Annotated in this window: 13 protein-coding genes and 1 tRNA gene; 7 read left to right on the forward strand and 7 right to left on the reverse strand. The window is 38.3% G+C overall.

The genetic code is table 11. The features are described from left to right. Positions 1–239: 239 nt before the first annotated feature. From K0A91_RS00005 to K0A91_RS00030, 6 genes are all read right to left on the reverse strand, one after another. On the reverse strand, positions 240–767 hold the full coding sequence (locus tag K0A91_RS00005; RefSeq protein WP_295006883.1) for an HPP family protein: 528 nt from the start codon (positions 765–767) through the stop codon (positions 240–242). A 121-nt stretch (positions 768–888) separates the two neighbouring features. Further along, positions 889–1,464 carry a dTMP kinase gene (tmk, locus tag K0A91_RS00010; RefSeq protein WP_295006885.1) on the reverse strand — a complete coding sequence of 192 codons (576 nt, stop codon included), beginning with the start codon at positions 1,462–1,464 and terminating at the stop codon, positions 889–891. Continuing rightward, a complete protein-coding gene (gene coaD, locus K0A91_RS00015) occupies positions 1,449–1,940 on the reverse strand; it encodes a pantetheine-phosphate adenylyltransferase (RefSeq protein ID WP_295006886.1) in 492 nt (163 codons plus the stop codon). Before coaD ends, tmk begins: the two co-directional genes overlap by 16 nt. Further along, on the reverse strand, positions 1,937–2,467 hold the full coding sequence (locus K0A91_RS00020) for a UbiX family flavin prenyltransferase (protein WP_295006888.1): 531 nt from the start codon (positions 2,465–2,467) through the stop codon (positions 1,937–1,939). Before K0A91_RS00020 ends, coaD begins: the two co-directional genes overlap by 4 nt. After that, on the reverse strand, positions 2,464–3,333 hold the full coding sequence (flgA, locus tag K0A91_RS00025; RefSeq protein ID WP_295006890.1) for a flagellar basal body P-ring formation chaperone FlgA: 870 nt from the start codon (positions 3,331–3,333) through the stop codon (positions 2,464–2,466). The genes K0A91_RS00020 and flgA overlap by 4 nt, the downstream gene beginning before the upstream one ends. A gap of 80 nt (positions 3,334–3,413) precedes the next feature. After that, positions 3,414–3,497, reverse strand: a tRNA-Leu gene (locus K0A91_RS00030). Positions 3,498–3,648: 151 nt separating this feature from the next. Between K0A91_RS00030 and K0A91_RS00035 the strand changes: the two genes are divergently transcribed. The 5 genes from K0A91_RS00035 to K0A91_RS00055 all read left to right on the forward strand — a co-directional run bounded on the left by K0A91_RS00035 (position 3,649) and on the right by K0A91_RS00055 (position 13,575). Beyond that, positions 3,649–5,745, forward strand: a complete 2,097-nt coding sequence (locus tag K0A91_RS00035; RefSeq protein WP_295006892.1) for a flagellar biosynthesis protein FlgL — start codon at positions 3,649–3,651, stop codon at positions 5,743–5,745. Between the two features lie 71 nt (positions 5,746–5,816). Then, complete coding sequence (locus tag K0A91_RS00040) at positions 5,817–8,012, forward strand: DNA translocase FtsK (protein ID WP_295006894.1); 2,196 nt, start codon at positions 5,817–5,819, stop codon at positions 8,010–8,012. Next, positions 8,012–8,404 carry a DUF3820 family protein gene (locus tag K0A91_RS00045; protein WP_295006896.1) on the forward strand — a complete coding sequence of 131 codons (393 nt, stop codon included), beginning with the start codon at positions 8,012–8,014 and terminating at the stop codon, positions 8,402–8,404. The genes K0A91_RS00040 and K0A91_RS00045 overlap by 1 nt, the downstream gene beginning before the upstream one ends. A gap of 121 nt (positions 8,405–8,525) precedes the next feature. Continuing rightward, a complete protein-coding gene (acnB, locus tag K0A91_RS00050; protein ID WP_295006898.1) occupies positions 8,526–11,075 on the forward strand; it encodes a bifunctional aconitate hydratase 2/2-methylisocitrate dehydratase in 2,550 nt (849 codons plus the stop codon). 124 nt (positions 11,076–11,199) lie between these two features. Further along, positions 11,200–13,575, forward strand: coding sequence for a diguanylate cyclase (locus tag K0A91_RS00055; RefSeq protein ID WP_295006900.1), 2,376 nt, complete (start codon positions 11,200–11,202; stop codon positions 13,573–13,575). On the opposite strand, the gene lolA is transcribed toward K0A91_RS00055, so the two are convergent. Then, positions 13,565–14,080 (reverse strand): LolA-like outer membrane lipoprotein chaperone, encoded by a 516-nt coding sequence (gene lolA / locus K0A91_RS00060; RefSeq protein WP_295006902.1) that lies wholly within the window; start codon positions 14,078–14,080, stop codon positions 13,565–13,567. The genes K0A91_RS00055 and lolA overlap by 11 nt on opposite strands. 174 nt (positions 14,081–14,254) lie before the next feature. Between lolA and secA the strand changes: the two genes are divergently transcribed. Next, on the forward strand, positions 14,255–16,828 hold the full coding sequence (gene secA / locus K0A91_RS00065; RefSeq protein ID WP_295006904.1) for a preprotein translocase subunit SecA: 2,574 nt from the start codon (positions 14,255–14,257) through the stop codon (positions 16,826–16,828). After that, positions 16,825–18,027: an ABC transporter permease gene (locus K0A91_RS00070; RefSeq protein WP_295006906.1), complete on the forward strand. Its 1,203-nt coding sequence runs from the start codon at positions 16,825–16,827 to the stop codon at positions 18,025–18,027. The genes secA and K0A91_RS00070 overlap by 4 nt, the downstream gene beginning before the upstream one ends.

Here is an 18,027-nt window from a genome sequence, read left to right on the forward strand (position 1 = left end):
ATTAAACTTAAGTGTCGGTTTTTACTCCAAAGTGTCCGAATCATTTCCGACACCACTGTCCGATTAGAACCGACATCACTGTCCGAACTCAACCGACATTAGTGTCCGATTTGAACCGTTTTTTGCAGATAACGCTGTTTTTATCGGAACTGAGCCTTGTCATGATATATATGACCCATTTTGCGAAATTTTAGATGAGCTTCAGAGTCTAGACAGGGTGACAAGTTAGATTTTTAAACCTAATACCAGTAGAGAGGATAGTGCCTTTTACTGTTCTCTGACATGTTATTTATAATTAGTGCTACAAGAAGCATCATTATCGCACCAAGTCCGATTGGAGTCAGGGGATAGATCCAGCCAAGTGATTGAATCTGCTCGCTTCCGATAACGTATATTAGTGCAGTTGCTCCGCCTGGAGGGTGCATTGTAAGTGTAAGGTGCATAACCAAAACAGAGAGTGAAACGCTAAGTGCACACAACAACTCTAAATCTAACATATTGCCAAAACTCTTAACTAAGAGAACTGATACAAGTGCGGATAGAACATGTCCGCCAACTAAATTTCTAGGCTGTGAAAAGGGTGCTTCAGGGGCTCCGTAGATTAAAACTGCGGATGCTCCAAAAGAGCCAAGTAGAAAGAAGCTATCATGTGTGGAAAATGAGCTGCTGAAAATTGACATCATATAAATCCCTATAAACGCGCCGACTACAGACCACAATATCTTACTTGTTGACTTTCTTGCAGGTCTTACATCTTTTGATCTCATTCTCTGGAAATATCTTCTTAATCGCATATCTTCTCTTGTTTAAAATATGTCGAATAATAAGTCTTTTTTTAATAATATCTATTGATACGTATCAACAATCCCAAATAAAATAATTAACTCTTTAATTGCTAATATTATCTAATATCTCTTTTGTTATATCATCTATGTTTTTTGTTGCATCTATCGTAATGAGCTCTATATTTAGGAGGTTTGCAGCAGTTGTGAGTGCTTCTTGTATTTTTAAAAGATACTCTTCACCCCTTAGCTCAATGCCGTCTAGTTTTTTTTGAGAGAGCCTAAAGGAGAGCTCCTCTTTTGTAAGAGATAGTAAAAAAACTTTTTGCGGATAGATGCCGCCTGTTGCAAATCTGTTTAGGTGGAGAATGGCTGTTTCGCTGATTTCGCCCTGTACAAGCGCATACGCAACGCCGCTTACAACGCTTCTGTCTGAGATTATCATCTTCTCTAGATTTGGTTCAATTACCTCTTTCATATGCTCTGCGCGGTCAGCCAAAAAGAGCAAAAACTCAGCCTTTTTACTCTTTGTTTTTGCGCTTAAAACTATCTCTCTTATCTCTTTTCCAGCCTCTGTTCCGCCTGGCTCTTTTGTGATGATAGCTTCAGAAAAATGTGCACGCAGTCGCTCTATTTGTGTGCTTTTTCCTGCTGTATCAATTCCCTCTACTGCAATGTACATGATTTCATGTTTCCTATAATTTCTTGAACCTCTTTTGGAACCAGATGTTCAGTTTTTGCGTTAAATTTAAGAAGATTTCTAACTATTGACGAGCTGATAAACGCATGTTGAAGTTTTGGCATAAGATAGACGGTTTCAATCGTGTCATCTAGCGAGTTATTTAGATATCCAAGTTGGAGTTCATACTCAAAGTCGCTCACCGCTCGCAGTCCGCGAATCAAAACCGTAGCTTTATACGTGCTGGCAAGTTGAACCGTAAGATTATCAAAGCCTACAACTATAACATTGTCAATACCCTCAACTGCTTTTTTTACCATATTTATGCGCTCATCAAGTGTAAACATTGGTTTTTTGTCATTTGATATCGCAACTGCTATTATCAGTTTGTCAAAAAGTGTCAAAGTTCTCTCTATGATGTCAAAATGTCCGTTTGTGATGGGATCAAATGTCCCGGGGTATATTGCTATTTTTTTCATTCTTCCCATCGCTTATAAAGATTATTTTCGATTCCAAGCATATCAAACCACTTTCCTATGAGAAAATTTTCCATCTCATCCAATGTCTGCTGCTCTGAGTAATACGCCATGACCGGCGGAGCTATGATAACTCCAAGAGCCGCAAGTTTATGCATGTTTTCAAGAGCTATTGCAGAAAAGGGCATCTCACGCGGGGCAAGAATAAGCTTTTTATGCTCTTTTATCATAACGCTCGCACATCTTGTAACCAAGTTGTCTGCAATTCCGCATGCTATCTTTGCCAGAGTGTTCATGCTGCAAGGCGCGATTATCATAGCGTCAACTCCAAATGAACCCGATGAGATGCCAGCAGCAATATTCTCGCTGTCATGAATTGTCACACCCATCTCTTTGTCTAGAACAACTTCGGAGTTTTTAGTCATTATGAAATATTTTTCTATCTCTTTTGGAAGAAGTTTGAGTATTTTTACGCCTAAGTTAACGCCGCTTGCACCGCTAGTTGCAACTACGATTTTACGATTTTTCACTCTATCTCCGCTGTGCTTGAGCCTGTAACTCTTGCTTTTAAAATTTTTCCGCTGCTATTTTGAACATTTATTATATCATTTACTTTGCCATCTTGAAGAGCTTTTGCGCTAAAAGTTATTGCAATAGCATCTTTGTTCAGGCTTACGTTTATCGAAGCGTCTCTCTTTACGACGTCAAGCTCTTCAACGTCTCTTGAGGTTAATATCATGCCCTTTGGTATATGACGCTTTGCCTGAAATGATTTTTTATCTATATTTTGAAGCGGTTTTGCTCTGAAGCTCTCTAGCGGAATGTTTTTTCTTATGCAATTTGAGTGAGAAATGCGCATCTCTTTTTTTATTGTGTCTCTGCTTGTATATACCGGCAGGTTTGCTGTTATATAATAGTCAAAAAAAAGTTTTTTATTCTGCGGAGTTTTTATATTTACAATTCCGCTGCTTGACAAAAAATCGTTATTTCTAATGTTTACTACGAAATCTTGGGGTATGGATGTGATATATCCTCTTGGTTTTACTGAAATGCTTTTTATATCTATCTCCTCATACTCTTTTTTGTAGTAATCTTGTATCTTCTGCTCTATGTAAGAGGTGTCAATCGGGCTTTTTAAAATAAAATTTGTATAGTTGCTCTTTGAGGTCAGATTTTTATATCCATGCTCGCTTAGTATTTTTATTAAATCTTTTGTTTTGATTTTTAGAGAGTATCTGCTCTCTTCAATTCTAAGGATTTGATAGTCATCTTTTGCTTCTGGAATTATTGAGGAGATATTTATATCTTTTGAATTTACGTAATAGATATCTTTTAGAGTATCGGAGGCATGCAGGTTTAGCAGTGCTAATAATAAAAAAAGAATTTTTACAAACATGTACATTGCCTAAGCTAGAAGATTTATGTATTTTATCATATAAAAGTAATGCGGTTTGATAAGTATGAAAAATCTATGTGTGGTACCTGCGGGCGGACTCGAACCGCCACAACTTGCGTTAGCGGATTTTGAATCCGCCGTGTCTACCATTTCACCACGCAGGCTTGAAGATTGAAATAATAGTGGTTTATAGCTTAAAAGATTGTGAAATAAAAAGTAAATCACTTTTAGCCGATATTGTTGCATATGGAACTTATGTTGCTTAATAGAGTAAAATTCCTAAGAAAAATTGAATAAAGAGAGTGGAGGTGCATTGTGAGAGTTACAACCAGCATGTATTATAAAAACATATATGGCGAGAGCAATGCGCTGCTTAGTAAAAACCTTTTTGACGTGAATAAGCAGATAGCCTCTGGATTAAATATTCAATATGCCCAAGATAACTTAAGAACATTTGCTGAAACAATGAGACTTGACAATGAGATAGCAACTCTAGGGCAGATAAAGCAGAGCGTTCAAAGTGCATTTAAAGTCTCAGATCAGACGGATGCCGTACTAGGCGAGTTTTCGACATCTATGAACCGTGCCAGAACACTTCTTTTAAATGCCGCAAACGGAACCAATAGTGAAGCTTCTCTTGATGCAATTTCGCAAGAGCTAAGATCAATCGAGGATCATTTTAAAAATTTGGCAAATACATCTATAAATGGACAGTACTTATTCTCAGGCTCAGCAGTAGATGTTAGACCAATTGCGGATGATGGTTCATATATGGGCAATGACGGGTTATTAAAAGCCTTTACAGGCTCTAAAACTTCACAGCAATATAACATAAGCGGCGATGAGCTTTTCCTTGGAGAGAAGAAACTTGTAAAAAGAGAGGTGACAACAAACGTTGTTCAAGCAAATCTGAGTGCAAAATATCCTGATTTTACAGATGCTACTGTTGCAGGAAACAGTGCTCTAATATCAAGCAGTAGCACAATTCGTGATTTGATGGGCGATGGCGATAACATAGTTGACGTCGGGGTTTTAAAACACTTTTTTTATGTAAGCGGCACTAAAAGTGACGGAACCTCATTTAAAGAAAAAATATCGATGAGCGATGATGACAAAGTTAGCGACCTTTTGAGTAAAATCGGTGGTATATACGGAAATACGCCTGAGGTGAATGTTGTAAATGTCAGCATGAATTCAAACGGTCAAATAGTAATAGAAGATAAAATCAAAGGCTCAAGCAAGATAGATTTTCATATAGTAGGAGCGACCGACCTGAGCGGCGGAGCTGCGGCCGATGTTGTTAATATTGACGATTTGGGTGATGGGGAGAGCAACTTTGACAAAATTATGCTTGGCACTTCAACCGCTACAAATCAAAACTTACATGTAAAAGAGTTTATAAAGTCTTCTTTGAGTGCTGCGGACAGTGTTTTGGCGACAAACAGTATCGAGGGGACTCTGTATGATAGAACAGAGTTTAGTAAAGAGGGTGCTAGAGTCTCTTCGGCATCTCCGCAGATAATAAGAGGAACAAACGCATTTGCAACACCAAGCACAAAGCTGTCTGATGTGGCAGACCTCTCGCAGGGAACAGCCGGTACGCTTGATGGCACTTCATTTATATTGGAAGGTACAGATGTAAACGGAGTGGCATATAGTGCACAGATTGATTTGGCAACAGCGGGTTCGACTTTTACGGTCGGCGGTAATACGTATGATATTTTTAATGTAGCTACTCCAAGAACTGCCGTAGATGCAGATGAGATGAGATATAAACAGCTGATGGATGTTATGAACATGGTTGTTACAGGCAATCTTCCTGCAGCGGCTCCTGGAACTTCTGCTCAGTACGATAGTGCAATTGCATCAGCCGACCTTAGAGGAAGAGTATTTTTAACTCATGATGGAAAGATAGAGTTTGAAGAGATAAACACTGGCGTTACCAAGGCAGCAATCGCAATTTACGACGCAAATAGCGGTAACTTTGCGGCCGACGCTTCTGTTATGACATTTAATACAAATAATGCAATAACTGTGCGTGATCCAAAGACTGATTTTTTCAAAACACTTGATGAGATAATTAAGTCGGTAGAAAACTACAAGCTCTATCCCGACAGCAATTCCGGTGATATAAGAAATGTTGGTATTGAAAATGCGATAGCAATGATGGACGACCTCCAAGATCACGTTTATAGAGCCCATTCTCAAGTCGGTGCTCAGTCAAATGCGCTAGATACTTCATTGCAAAGAACCGAAATGCTGGAGATAAGTTCAAAAAGTTTAAGATCTTCGGTTGTAGATACGGATTTGGCACAAGCTTCTTTAACTCTGGCACAGTTAAATACAAACTATCAGGCAATGCTCTCGATAGTTGGAAAAATTTCCCAGCTGAGTCTGGTTAATTATTTATAATAGCCTTTATGGAACAGTTTTAGCTATACTTTCTTTTTTATTTCATTAGTGACAAAAAAGGAAGTTTTAGTTTGAAAGATACGATATTTATTATAAGCTTTGGTTTACTAATCTATCTGGGATTTGCTACTATCTTTGGCGATACTGCTCTTATGGGCAGTTATGGGGCTGTTTTTGCATCATATAATCATAAATATTTCGGTTATATATCTTACGCGTACATTTTTGCTTCTTTAATCCCGCTCTATATTTTTTATAAAAAAACCACTTTTGACATCAGGACTTTAGAGCTCAGTGTAGCTTCGTTTTTGATTCTGTTTTCATTTTTATTGGCGCAAGCAATGCTCTTTGCAGGGGAATTTAGAGGAGATATCGGTGGCGGATTTGTGGACTTCTTATCTCCGTTTATAGGCTCGTTTGGACTTTGGATGTTTTGGCTTATGATTACGCTGCTCTCAACGGTTATCATCTTTGACAAAAGCGCACATGAGATGGTTGATATTTTATATAAAAACTTAAAAGAGATGAGTGCAGGCAAAGAGGATTTTACACCTAAAAAAAGTATTGAAACTAAGAGCAAAAGCACAACCGTTTCAAATCTACATGTAGATAAAGAGAAAGAAAAAGAAAAAGAGAGCATAGAAATGCCGTCTCTATTGGAAAAAGAAGAGTTTGAGAGTGAAATAGACAAGCCTGCATATCTTAGAAAAGATGATTCAAAAAAAACTGCAGAGCTTCAAACTCCAAAACAGCATAATATTGTAGAGCTTGTAAATGAGCTAAAAGAGCAAAAAAATGCAATTATCGTAGATGAGCTTGAAGAGAATGCAAAGCTTTTAGAGTCAATAGAGAGAGGCGAGGTTGAAAAACCAAAGAACTTTAAACTTCCATCTGTTGAATTTTTACAAAAACCAAACAACAAGGCTCACAGTGTAGATGAGAGCGAACTTGACGGAAAGATAAAGTTTCTTATAGAAAAGCTAGCTCATTTTAAAATTGAGGGCGATGTTGTGAGAACTTATGCAGGTCCAGTTGTCTCAACTTTTGAGTTTAAGCCTGCCGCAAATGTAAAAGTCTCACGCATTTTAAACCTTCAAGATGATTTGGCAATGGCGCTAAGTGCCGAGAGCATCCGTATTCAGGCTCCAATTCCCGGAAAAGATGTTGTAGGTATCGAGATACCAAACGCAACCGTAGATACCATATACTTAAGAGAGTTGCTTGATAGCAAACTTTTTAAAGAGTCATCTTCACCTCTGACTATTGTTTTGGGCAAAGATATAGTTGGCAAACCTTTTATTACAGACCTTAAAAAGCTTCCGCATCTCCTCATAGCAGGAACAACGGGAAGCGGAAAAAGTGTCGGTATAAATGCCATGATACTCTCGCTTTTATATAAAAACTCGCCAGACCAGCTAAGACTTCTTATGATTGACCCAAAAATGCTTGAGTTCTCTATCTATAATGATATCCCGCATCTCCTGACTCCTGTAATTACCAAGGCTAAGCAGGCGATTGTAGCGCTTAATAACATGGTTTATGAGATGGAGAGGCGCTACTCCCTTATGAGCGAAAACAGAACGAAAAATATAGAGAGTTATAATGAAAAGGTTAAAAAAGAGGGCGGTGAACATCTTCCGTATATCGTTGTAATCATAGATGAGCTTGCCGACTTGATGATGACGAGCGGAAAAGATGTCGAGTACTCTATTGCAAGACTGGCTCAAATGGCAAGAGCTTCCGGAATCCACCTTGTAGTAGCGACTCAAAGACCTTCTGTTGATGTTGTAACTGGGCTTATTAAAGCAAACCTGCCTTCACGCATATCATACAGAGTAGGGCAGAAGGTTGATAGCAAAATCATACTAGACCAGCAAGGTGCAGAATCACTCCTTGGCAAGGGCGACATGCTCTTTACACCTCCAGGCTCAACTGGTCTGGTGCGTCTTCATGCACCTTGGAGCACAGAAGAAGAGATAGAGAAGATAGTTGACTTTATCAAGTCTCAAAGAGCTCCAAATTACGACAAAAGTTTCCTTGTTGAAGAGAGTGAAAATAGCTACTCTTCAAACGACTCTTATGAAGAGCTTGACCCTATGTTTGATGAAGCAAAAAATGTTGTCTTAAGCGATAGAAAAACCTCTATCTCATATCTCCAGAGAAAGCTTCAAATCGGATATAACAAATCTGCAAGACTCATTGAACAGCTTGAAAACGAGGGAATCTTGTCGGCTCCAAACTCTAAAGGGATCCGTGATATCCTCTAATGAGCAAGCCGCACTTTCTCTTTACAAAATTTGCAAACTCAATAAGTGTACATGTTAAAAATTTAGAGCAGCTCTCAGTCGCCCAGATACAGAATATTGAAGCCTTTGTTAAGGCAAGAAAAGGCATTTTTGATTTTAACTCATATACCTTTACAATCCAAAAAAGATTAGAATTTAACGAATTTATTTCGCTTCTGCAAAGCAGTTCACTAGACGCTGCATGTGAAGAAAAAATCATAAACATACAGCAAAGAGAGAGAGTTGAGTTTGGAAAATACAAAGGAATGCTATATTGTGACCTTCCAGATGCATATCTTTTGTGGCTAAAAAGTAACTACATGGGAAAAGATAGAGATATTGTTGAGGCGGAGTTGAAATTCAGGTCCATGTAATGTTACAAAAATATACACTTTTAAAATAAAATAGATAGCTTTTGTTTCTAATAGTAACATTCTATTTTTTGCGTTTCTTTATTTGGTTATAATCACTTAAATTTTAAACACAGGAATAATAATGGCATTTATAGAAGATTATAAAGCGCATACGCTAGAGAGAGAGGCACTTGGTGTTCCACCGCTGCCGCTAAATGCTGAGCAAGCTGTTGCATTGGTTGAGATGATAAAAGCAGGTGAGGGCGACATGGCTCAAAATGTCAATCTTCTTACAAATTGTGTATCTCCTGGTGTTGACGATGCTGCGTACGTAAAAGCTGCATTTTTAAATGATGTCGCAAGTGAGAAAATCAGTGTGGCTTCAATTGCACCTGAAAATGCAGTTTCAATGATGGGAATGATGCTTGGCGGATACAATGTAAAACCGATGGTTGACGCTCTTGCTTCTAAAAATCCTAAAGTAGTTGATGCCGCTAAAGAGGCTCTAAAGCACACACTTCTTGTATATGATGCGTTTAATGATGTAGAGGAGCTTCACAGAGCTGGCAATGCGCATGCGACAGAAGTTATCACATCATGGGCAAATGCAGAGTGGTTTACTCACAAACCTGCGCTTGCAGATAAGATTACCGTAACGGTATTTAAAGTTCCGGGCGAGACAAATACGGATGACCTTTCACCGGCTTCTGAAGCATTTACTCGCTCAGATATCCCTCTTCATGCTAACTCAATGCTTGTTGCAAAAATGGCTGACCCGATTAATACAATTAAAAAGCTAAAAGAAAAAGGCAATCCTATTGCTTACGTAGGTGACGTTGTAGGGACAGGAAGCTCAAGAAAATCAGGCGTTAACTCCGTTCAGTGGCACATAGGCGAAGATATCCCGGGTGTTCCTAATAAGCGTACGGGCGGTGTTGTTCTTGGCGGAATTATCGCTCCTATTTTCTTTGCCACATGTGAAGATTCAGGCGCACTTCCGCTAGAACTTGATGTTACTCAGATGGAGAGCGGTGACGTTATTACTATTTATCCATATAAGGGTGAAGCCTATAAAGAGGGCAAATGTATCGCTACATTCAAACTAAACCCAAACACAATTACAGACGAAGTTAGAGCAGGCGGACGAATACCACTGATTATCGGCCGCGGTTTAACGGCTAAAGCACGCGGTCTTCTTGGACTTGGAGCTTCTGATGCTTTCTTGACCGCCGAGCAGCCTGCTGATACCGGCAAGGGCTATACTCTTGCTCAGAAGATGGTAGGTCGTGCTTGCGGAATGGCGGGCGTACGTCCTGGTATGTATGTTGAGCCTGTAACTTCAACTGTTGGAAGCCAAGATACAACTGGACCAATGACAAGAGATGAAGTTGTAGAGCTTGCTGCCCTTGGTTTTAGTGCTGATTTGGTCATGCAGTCATTTTGTCACACTGCAGCTTATCCAAAGCCTTCAGATGTCGTAATGCACCATACGCTTCCTGATTTTATATCTAAGCGTTCAGGTGTTGCTCTTCGTCCGGGTGACGGTGTTATCCACTCTTGGTTAAATAGAATGGTTCTGCCGGACACAGTTGGAACAGGTGCAGACAGCCATACACGTTTTCCAATCGGTATATCCTTCCCAGGCGGTTCAGGTATCGTTGCATTTGCAGCTGTTACGGGCTCTATGCCTTTAACTATGCCAGAGTCGGTACTTGTTAGATTTAGCGGAGAGTTGCAACCTGGTATCACACTTCGTGACCTTGTTAATGCGATTCCGCACCAAGCTATCAAAGAGGGACATTTAACTGTTGCTAAAAAAGATAAGAAAAACATCTTCAACGGCCGTATTTTAGAGATTGAAGGTCTGCCAAACATGAAGTGCGAGCAGGCGTTTGAACTTTCAGATGCGTCAGCTGAGAGAAGTGCAGCCGCATGTACTGTTCTTTTAAATGAAGAGCCTGTAATCGAGTATCTTAAATCAAACGTTGTTCTTTTAGAAGCTATGATTCAAGCCGGTTATGAAGACAAGCGTACACTTCAGCGCCGTATTGATAAGATGAATGAGTGGTTGGCTAGCCCATCACTTATGAAGCCTGATGCAGATGCAGAGTATGCAGCGATAATCGAGATTGATTTAAATAAGATTACCGAGCCAATTTTAGCTTGTCCAAACGATCCTGATGATGTTGCAACTCTAAGCGAAGTATTGGCAAGTGAACGTCCTACAAAGATAGATGAAGTATTTGTCGGTTCATGTATGACAAATATCGGTCACTACCGCGCACTTGGAGAAGTTTTAAGAGGCGAGGGTGCCGTTCCGACGAGATTATGGGTTTGCCCTCCTACGAAAATGGATGAAAAACAGCTTATAGAAGAGGGTTACTATGCTATATTTGGCGGCTCTGGTGCGAGAACTGAAATTCCTGGATGCTCACTCTGTATGGGCAACCAAGCACGTGTTGCTGATGGTGCAGTTGTTTTTTCAACATCTACGCGTAACTTCGACAACCGTTTAGGTAAAGGTGCTCAGGTTTATCTAGGTTCTGCTGAACTTGCTGCTGTGTGTGCTATGCTTGGATATTTGCCGACAAAAGAGGAGTATTTAAATATAGTTCCTAAGAAAATAGGCGGGAAAGAGGATAAGATTTATAAATATCTTAACTTTAACCTTATCAAAAACTATAAACTCTAAAAAAAAGCAGTGCAGAAAAATTTTTGCACTGTCTCCAAAAATCCCATCTTATGTTAAAACGGCAATAGCTATTTTATTTTCTTATGCTAGAATATCTAAAATTTAGTAATCAGGTTAGATATTAATGCAAAAAATATACAAATTAGCCGTATTGGTTCTGCTTTTAATCGGCGGGGCACTATTTTTATTTAACAACTTTGTTGCAAACTATAATAATCAGATAGAAAAAACAGAATATAAAATCAGCGGAGTAGAATTCGCGCAAAAGATTCAAAAATTTATACTGAAAATCCAGAAATTAAGAGGTTACAGCCAGTTTGACGAAATCTCGATGGGTCAATCAAATTACGGCAGTATAAAAAACAGCGTCGAATTTATAAGAGTAGACGTTAATAAAGAGATGGCTATTATAAGAGATATCAAAATACTATATCCGACTCTTTACGACAACGACTACAACCACATTGCTAATGAAATTGAGAGTCTGCTTAAAAACACAGATGATGATAAAACACTTCTGTATCAAAAATATACATATATTATTGAACAATTAAAGGATAAGATGTACTATTTGGGATTTAAATCCAAACTTCTGCTTGAGTCCGATAGTGAGAAATATTTTTTGATAGAAATTATGCTAAAACACCTTCCAAATCTCATAGAAATTACCGGAAAAATCAGAGCAAAAACAACAAAAGCTATTTCGGACAACTTATCTGACGCAGAGTTTAGGTATTCAGTCCAAAACAGCTGGCTATTATATGAAGAGTATGCAAAACAGATACGCAGAACCATCAATGAAATAGAAGATGACGTAGAAAAAACAAGATTGCTCTCTATGTTTGATAACATTAATAGTGAAGCAAAAAAGATGCAAGAGTATGTTAAGAAAACAGTTATCTCTGACAATATAGATATCGACGCGCTGGAATTTTTTACAATATCTACCAATATAATAGATGAAATGTTTGAGCTATACAGCACCAACGCTGAATTTTTAAATCAAAAATTAAACAGAAAACTGCTTGAGGTGAAAAAGACGAAGATGTACGGGATAGTTGTCGGTGCCTTTGTTGTTCTATTTATATTTGTGACCATCATTTCAATGGTTAGAAGCTATATGCTTTATATGAAGAGTGAAAAAAAGATAAAAAATAATCTGACCTCTATTATAAAACTTAAAAACGATTTGGAAAAGTGCAAGACAACAGGGGAGATATCTTCATCCGCACTCTACTTCTTTGCAAATAAATTCAATATTGTTCAAGGTGCCATATATCTCTTTAACGAAGAGAACAACAAACTCTATCTGGCATCGTCATACGCAACAAACGAGATGAAGCCGATTGTAGAGCTGGGAGAGGGGATGATTGGGGAGGTTGCAGTCCAAAAGCAGTATATATATACAGAGATTAGTGATGAGAAAAAAAGACGCTTCACTATCGAGTCTATTACAATTGAGCCGACAAATATATGCACAATTCCGCTTATAAGCTATGAGAAACTTTTTGGCGTCCTGCAGCTTGGATTTATCAAAAAAAACGAGATAATCCATAATGAGGATTTTACATATTTTATTGATATGATTATCGGCTTTTTGCGTGATGCAAAATATCTTGATACCAATAAAAAATATATAGAGCTGATAGATAAGTATGTAATCACATCAAAAACAAATACGAAAGGAATTATTACCGACGTAAGCGATGCTTTTACAAAGATATCTGGATATTCAAAAAAAGAGGTTATCGGAAAATCGCACTCTATTGTTTCGCATCCTGACACCTCAAAAGAGCTCTATAAAAATTTATGGGAGACTATATTAGCCGGAAAAATATTTAAAGGTGAGCTTAAAAACCTTAACAAGAGCGGTGAAGAGTACTGGGTAGAAATAACCGTGACGCCTCAGACTGATAAATATAACAATATTTTGGGCTTTTCTGCCATACTGCACGATATTACGGATAAGAAAAAAATAGAGGAGTACTCCATCACCGATGCTTTGACCGGTCTTTATAACAGACGCTTTTTTGATTTAAATTTTGCAAAAGAGCATAAAATTTCAAAGCGTGAAAATAAAAATCTGGTTCTTCTTATCATAGATATCGACTACTTTAAACAGTACAATGACCGCTATGGACATCAAAAGGGTGATGAAGCGCTTAAGGCTATCTCGCTGGAGATGAAATCATTTTTCAAGCGCGCGAATGATTATGTTTACAGACTTGGAGGAGAGGAGTTTGCTATATCGTTTTATTCAAACAGCAACAAGATTGCATTTGAGCGGGCAGAGGTTATGAGAAAAAATATAGAGGAGCTGAGGATAGAGCATAAAGAGAGCAATGTCTCAAAATTTGTATCAATTTCAATAGGATTATCTTTTATTCCAAAAGAGTGCGATATGGGGATAGACGAGATATATAAAATAACGGATCAAGCTCTCTATAGAGCTAAGCACGGCGGAAGAAACAGGGTTGAAATAGCCGTACTCAATCCCTGATAATGTCAAATTCCGCTGAGAAAGAGGGCTTGAAAATAGCTTTATTTATGCTCTGATTTTGCTTTTGGTTTTTAAAAACTATTTTAACGCTATTCTCAAACTCATCTAAATATGAGATTGATTCTATGAGTCTGCCTTTTATGACTATCGTAAACTTTGACTCTCTGTAGTATGCAACATATCTGTTTGTTTCTATTTCTTTGGCATTGCTTATCATCTTAAAGAAGTCAAAATTCGACTCTATTTTTCTTATTATCACCTGCTCAATATCAGGCTCGACAATCGTTACCTCAAAATCATTTATATAAACCTCTTTTTTAACCGGTTTTATATAACTCCATCTTGCATTTTGCGGTTTTGAAGCTACTATGTGACCGTAATAGTTTATAGTTTTGTTTTTTTCGTCAGTTATGCTTTGCGTAAAGTCAGCTTCAAAGGATACTATATCTTCGAGGGAGGCGAAAAGTTCCACGGTTATTAAAATCGCTAAAAAAATATATCTCACTTTTATCCTTGTTTTTGAAAATTATATCCAAGCGGTTGTTTACATATTACTTAGTATTAATAGTAAAAAAAAATCATTTTAGAATATATGCGAATTATTATTATATGTATGATAAAATAAAAAGAATTTCAGTGGCAGGCTCATAAAGAGGAGCTGTCTATAATAAGGTTGCGGATGCTGCAGGCATTAATTGGTAAGATTTTTGGTACTACAAATGATCGTGAATTAAAGAGATATTTTAGTACTGTAGAGAAGATAAATAATTTAGAGAGTAAATATAAATCATTAAATGATGATGAGTTGAAGAGTGCTTTTTTTGAGCTAAAAGAGAGTGTTTTATCAGGTAAAAAAACGCTAGAGGATGTTTTGGTTGACTCTTTTGCAATTACGAGAGAAGCTAGCGTGAGAACGCTAAACATGAGACACTTCGACGTTCAGCTTATAGGCGGGGTAGTTCTGCATGAGGGCAGAATTGCAGAGATGAAGACGGGAGAGGGTAAGACGCTTGTTGCTACTTTGCCAATAGTTCTTAATGCAATTACGGGCAAAGGTGTACATCTTGTAACCGTGAACGACTACCTAGCTTCTAGAGACGGCAATGAGATGCGTCCTCTGTATGAATTTTTAGGCTTTAGTGTAGGTGTTATTCTAGAAAATATGAATGACCCGGTGGCTAAAAGAGAAGTCTACAACGCCGACATAACTTATGGAACAAATAATGAGTTTGGATTTGATTACCTAAGAGACAATATGAGTTACTCTCGCGCTAATATGGTTCAAAGAGGGCACAATTTTGTTATTGTTGATGAAGTTGACAGTATTTTAATAGATGAGGCAAGAACTCCTCTAATCATCTCAGGACCGACAAATAGAACACTTAGAGATTTTAAAGATGCAAACAGTATAGCTCTCTTGCTTGTAAAAGATAAGCACTTTAGTGTAGATGAAAAAGACAAGACAGTTTTGCTTACAGAAGAGGGCATTACAAGAGCAGAGGAGCTTTTTAAAGTTGAAAATCTTTACAGCCCTGAGAATGCTTCACTCTCGCATATCCTTGACCAAGCACTTAAGGCAAACTATCTTTTTGAAAAAGATGTTGATTACGTTGTGAACAGCGGTGAGGTTGTAATTGTTGATGAGTTTACAGGACGCCTTAGCGAGGGACGTCGTTTCTCGGAGGGTCTGCATCAAGCCCTTGAGGCTAAAGAGGGCGTTGAGATAAAAGAGGAGACGCAAACATTAGCAGATATCACGTTCCAAAACTATTTTAGAATGTATAACAAACTGGCTGGTATGACGGGAACTGCGCAGACTGAAGCATCTGAATTCGCACAAATCTACTCACTTGACGTTATCTCTATTCCCACAAACATACCTATTCAAAGAAAAGATTTAAACGACCTGATTTACAAAACAGAGAAAGAGAAGTTTGAAGCCGTAATAAATACGATAAAAAAACTCTCAACAACAGGTCAGCCCGTGCTAATTGGAACAGCCTCAATAGAGAAGTCGGAGATACTTCATGAAGTGCTTAAAAAAGAGAAGATACCGCATACAGTTTTAAATGCAAAAAATCACGCGCAAGAGGGCGAGATTATTAAAAATGCCGGTGCAAAAGGCGCAGTTACAATTGCCACAAATATGGCAGGACGCGGTGTTGACATCAAGGTTGATGATGAAGTAAGAGATCTTGGCGGATTGTACATCGTGGGTACAGAGAGACACGAGAACCGTCGCATCGATAATCAGCTTCGCGGAAGAAGCGGACGCCAAGGTGACCCTGGAACTACACAATTTTATCTCTCGCTTGAAGATAGTCTTCTTAGAATTTTCGGAAGCGACAAGATTAAGAGCATAATGGAGAGACTAGGCGTTGAAGACGGCGAGTATATAGAGTCAAAAATGGTTACGCGCGCAGTTGAAAAGGCTCAGAAAAAAGTCGAAAATATGCACTATGATGGCAGAAAGCATATTGTTGAGTATGATGATGTTGCAAACGAGCAGAGAAAAATAGTTTACAGATTTAGAAATCAACTGCTTGACCCTGAGTTTGATATCTCATCAAAAATCAATGAAATTAGGGCAGAATATATCCAGCATGTACTAAACAATGCAGCTATTTTTAACGGCGGAGCAAGAGAGGACTTTAATTTAGAAAAAGTCTTTAAGACACTGCATGAGGAGATTAGCCTCGAGCTAAGTGCTGAAAATTTCTTATCTTACGAGTATGAAGAGCTGCTTGAGACTATTGTAGAGAATGTAAAAGGTGTTTACGACAGCAAAATGAGCGTGCTTGACGAGGGTGTGCGAAGTGAAATAGAGAGGGAGCTATACCTAAAAGAGCTTGACAATGCTTGGAGAGAGCATCTTTATGCAATGGATAATATGAAAACAGGTATCAGACTAAGAGCTTATAACCAAAAAGATCCGCTTGTAGAGTATAAAAAAGAGAGCTTTAGCCTCTTTACCGAGCTTGTCGGAGATATCAAGTTTAACACTATAAAAACTCTTCAGATTATCCAGTTTAGGGTTCAAGATTCAGAGGAGGAAGCGAGACGTGTTGCAGAGCAGCTGGATATACAGAGAAAAATCAACGAAGCGGCGATTCAGTTTAACCTCTATCAAAATGAACAGGAAAATTCTGCAAAGAAAATCTCAAGAAATGATACATGTCCATGCGGCAGCGGCAAAAAATATAAACAGTGCTGCGGTAAAAGCGGTCCTAAAAAAGGTGTTTTTGCTTCTTGAAAACATCAATTGTTCCATATTTAGTAAAAAGATTTTTACGTTTTGATAACGAGCAACCGTTTATATTCCTATCCGCTCTTTTAGCGTTTATGGGGATATCGCTTGGGGTAATGGTTCTTTTGATTGCCATGGCGCTTATGAACGGCTTTGACAACGAGTTTCGAAAAAAATTGACAATCATGAACTATCCTATGACAATTCTTCCGAAATTTTACGGAGCCGTCAATGAAGATTTACTGCTTACTCTGGAATCACAGTTTCCAAATCTAAGTTTCAGCCCGTATGTGCAATCTGCGATTATGGCAAGAAGCGGCTCTAAGCTTGAAGGCGGATATATTTTCGGTGTTGATTTTCAGAGTGAAGCCAAAGTAAACAGCGTTTTAAGCGAGGCGATAGCAAAAAACGAGTTTGATAGATTTGACGTTTTAATTGGTAAGACGTTAAGGGATGAGTTTTTGCTTCAAGATGGCGATAAACTGATGTATATTTTTACGCATGTTGAACCGGGTGGCATGAGCGTTACTCCCAAAATAAAAAGATTCAGTGTCAAGGGAGTGTTTGATTCTGGTCTCTCAGCTTATGATAAGGCTTATAACTACACAACCCTCTCATCGCTTCAATCAATGCTGAATCTGCCTAGCAATCAATACAGCGGGATACATATCTACTCCACAAATTCTCAAGAGGATATATTGAAAATAAAAGCACTCCTGCCTAAGAGTGTCATTATAAAAGGTTGGTGGGAAGATAATGTTAACTTTTTTGCGGCTCTTGAACTTGAAAAGGTCTCTCTGTTTATCGTGCTGATGCTTATAATCCTTATTGCTGCGATAAACATTATATCTTCGCTTCTGATGACCGTTATGAACAGAAGAAGCGAGATTGCGCTGCTTCTATCTCTTGGAGCTACTCCAGCGGAGATAAAAAAGGTCTTTTTGTATCTTGGTATGGTTATAGGAACGGGCGGTATTTTGGCAGGAATAGTTCTTGGAATGAGCGGATTATGGGTTCTTAGCACATTTGACATAGTGAATCTGCCAAAAGATGTCTATCCGACATCGACTCTGCCTCTTGATTTGAGCGTTAAAGATTTTATCTCAATTGTAGTCGGGGCATTTGTGATAGTTATAATCTCATCTTTTTATCCGGCAAAAAAGGCGAGCGAGGTAGATATTTTAACCGTTCTTAGAAACGAGTAG

Origin of the sequence: Sulfurimonas sp. (assembly GCF_019429335.1) — a bacterium.
Classification (GTDB): Bacteria; Campylobacterota; Campylobacteria; order Campylobacterales; family Sulfurimonadaceae; genus Sulfurimonas.

Excerpts from the sequence above, each read along its gene's own strand:
- K0A91_RS00005 (WP_295006883.1), bottom strand. The coding sequence starts at position 767 with ATGAGATCAAAAGATGTAAGACCTGCAAGAAAGTCAACAAGTAAGATA.
- tmk (WP_295006885.1), bottom strand. The coding sequence starts at position 1,464 with ATGTACATTGCAGTAGAGGGAATTGATACAGCAGGAAAAAGCACACAA.
- coaD (WP_295006886.1), bottom strand. The coding sequence starts at position 1,940 with ATGAAAAAAATAGCAATATACCCCGGGACATTTGATCCCATCACAAAC.
- flgA (WP_295006890.1), bottom strand. The coding sequence starts at position 3,333 with ATGTTTGTAAAAATTCTTTTTTTATTATTAGCACTGCTAAACCTGCAT.
- K0A91_RS00045 (WP_295006896.1), top strand. The coding sequence starts at position 8,012 with ATGAGCAAGCCGCACTTTCTCTTTACAAAATTTGCAAACTCAATAAGT.
- acnB (WP_295006898.1), top strand. The coding sequence starts at position 8,526 with ATGGCATTTATAGAAGATTATAAAGCGCATACGCTAGAGAGAGAGGCA.
- K0A91_RS00055 (WP_295006900.1), top strand. The coding sequence starts at position 11,200 with ATGCAAAAAATATACAAATTAGCCGTATTGGTTCTGCTTTTAATCGGC.
- secA (WP_295006904.1), top strand. The coding sequence starts at position 14,255 with ATGCTGCAGGCATTAATTGGTAAGATTTTTGGTACTACAAATGATCGT.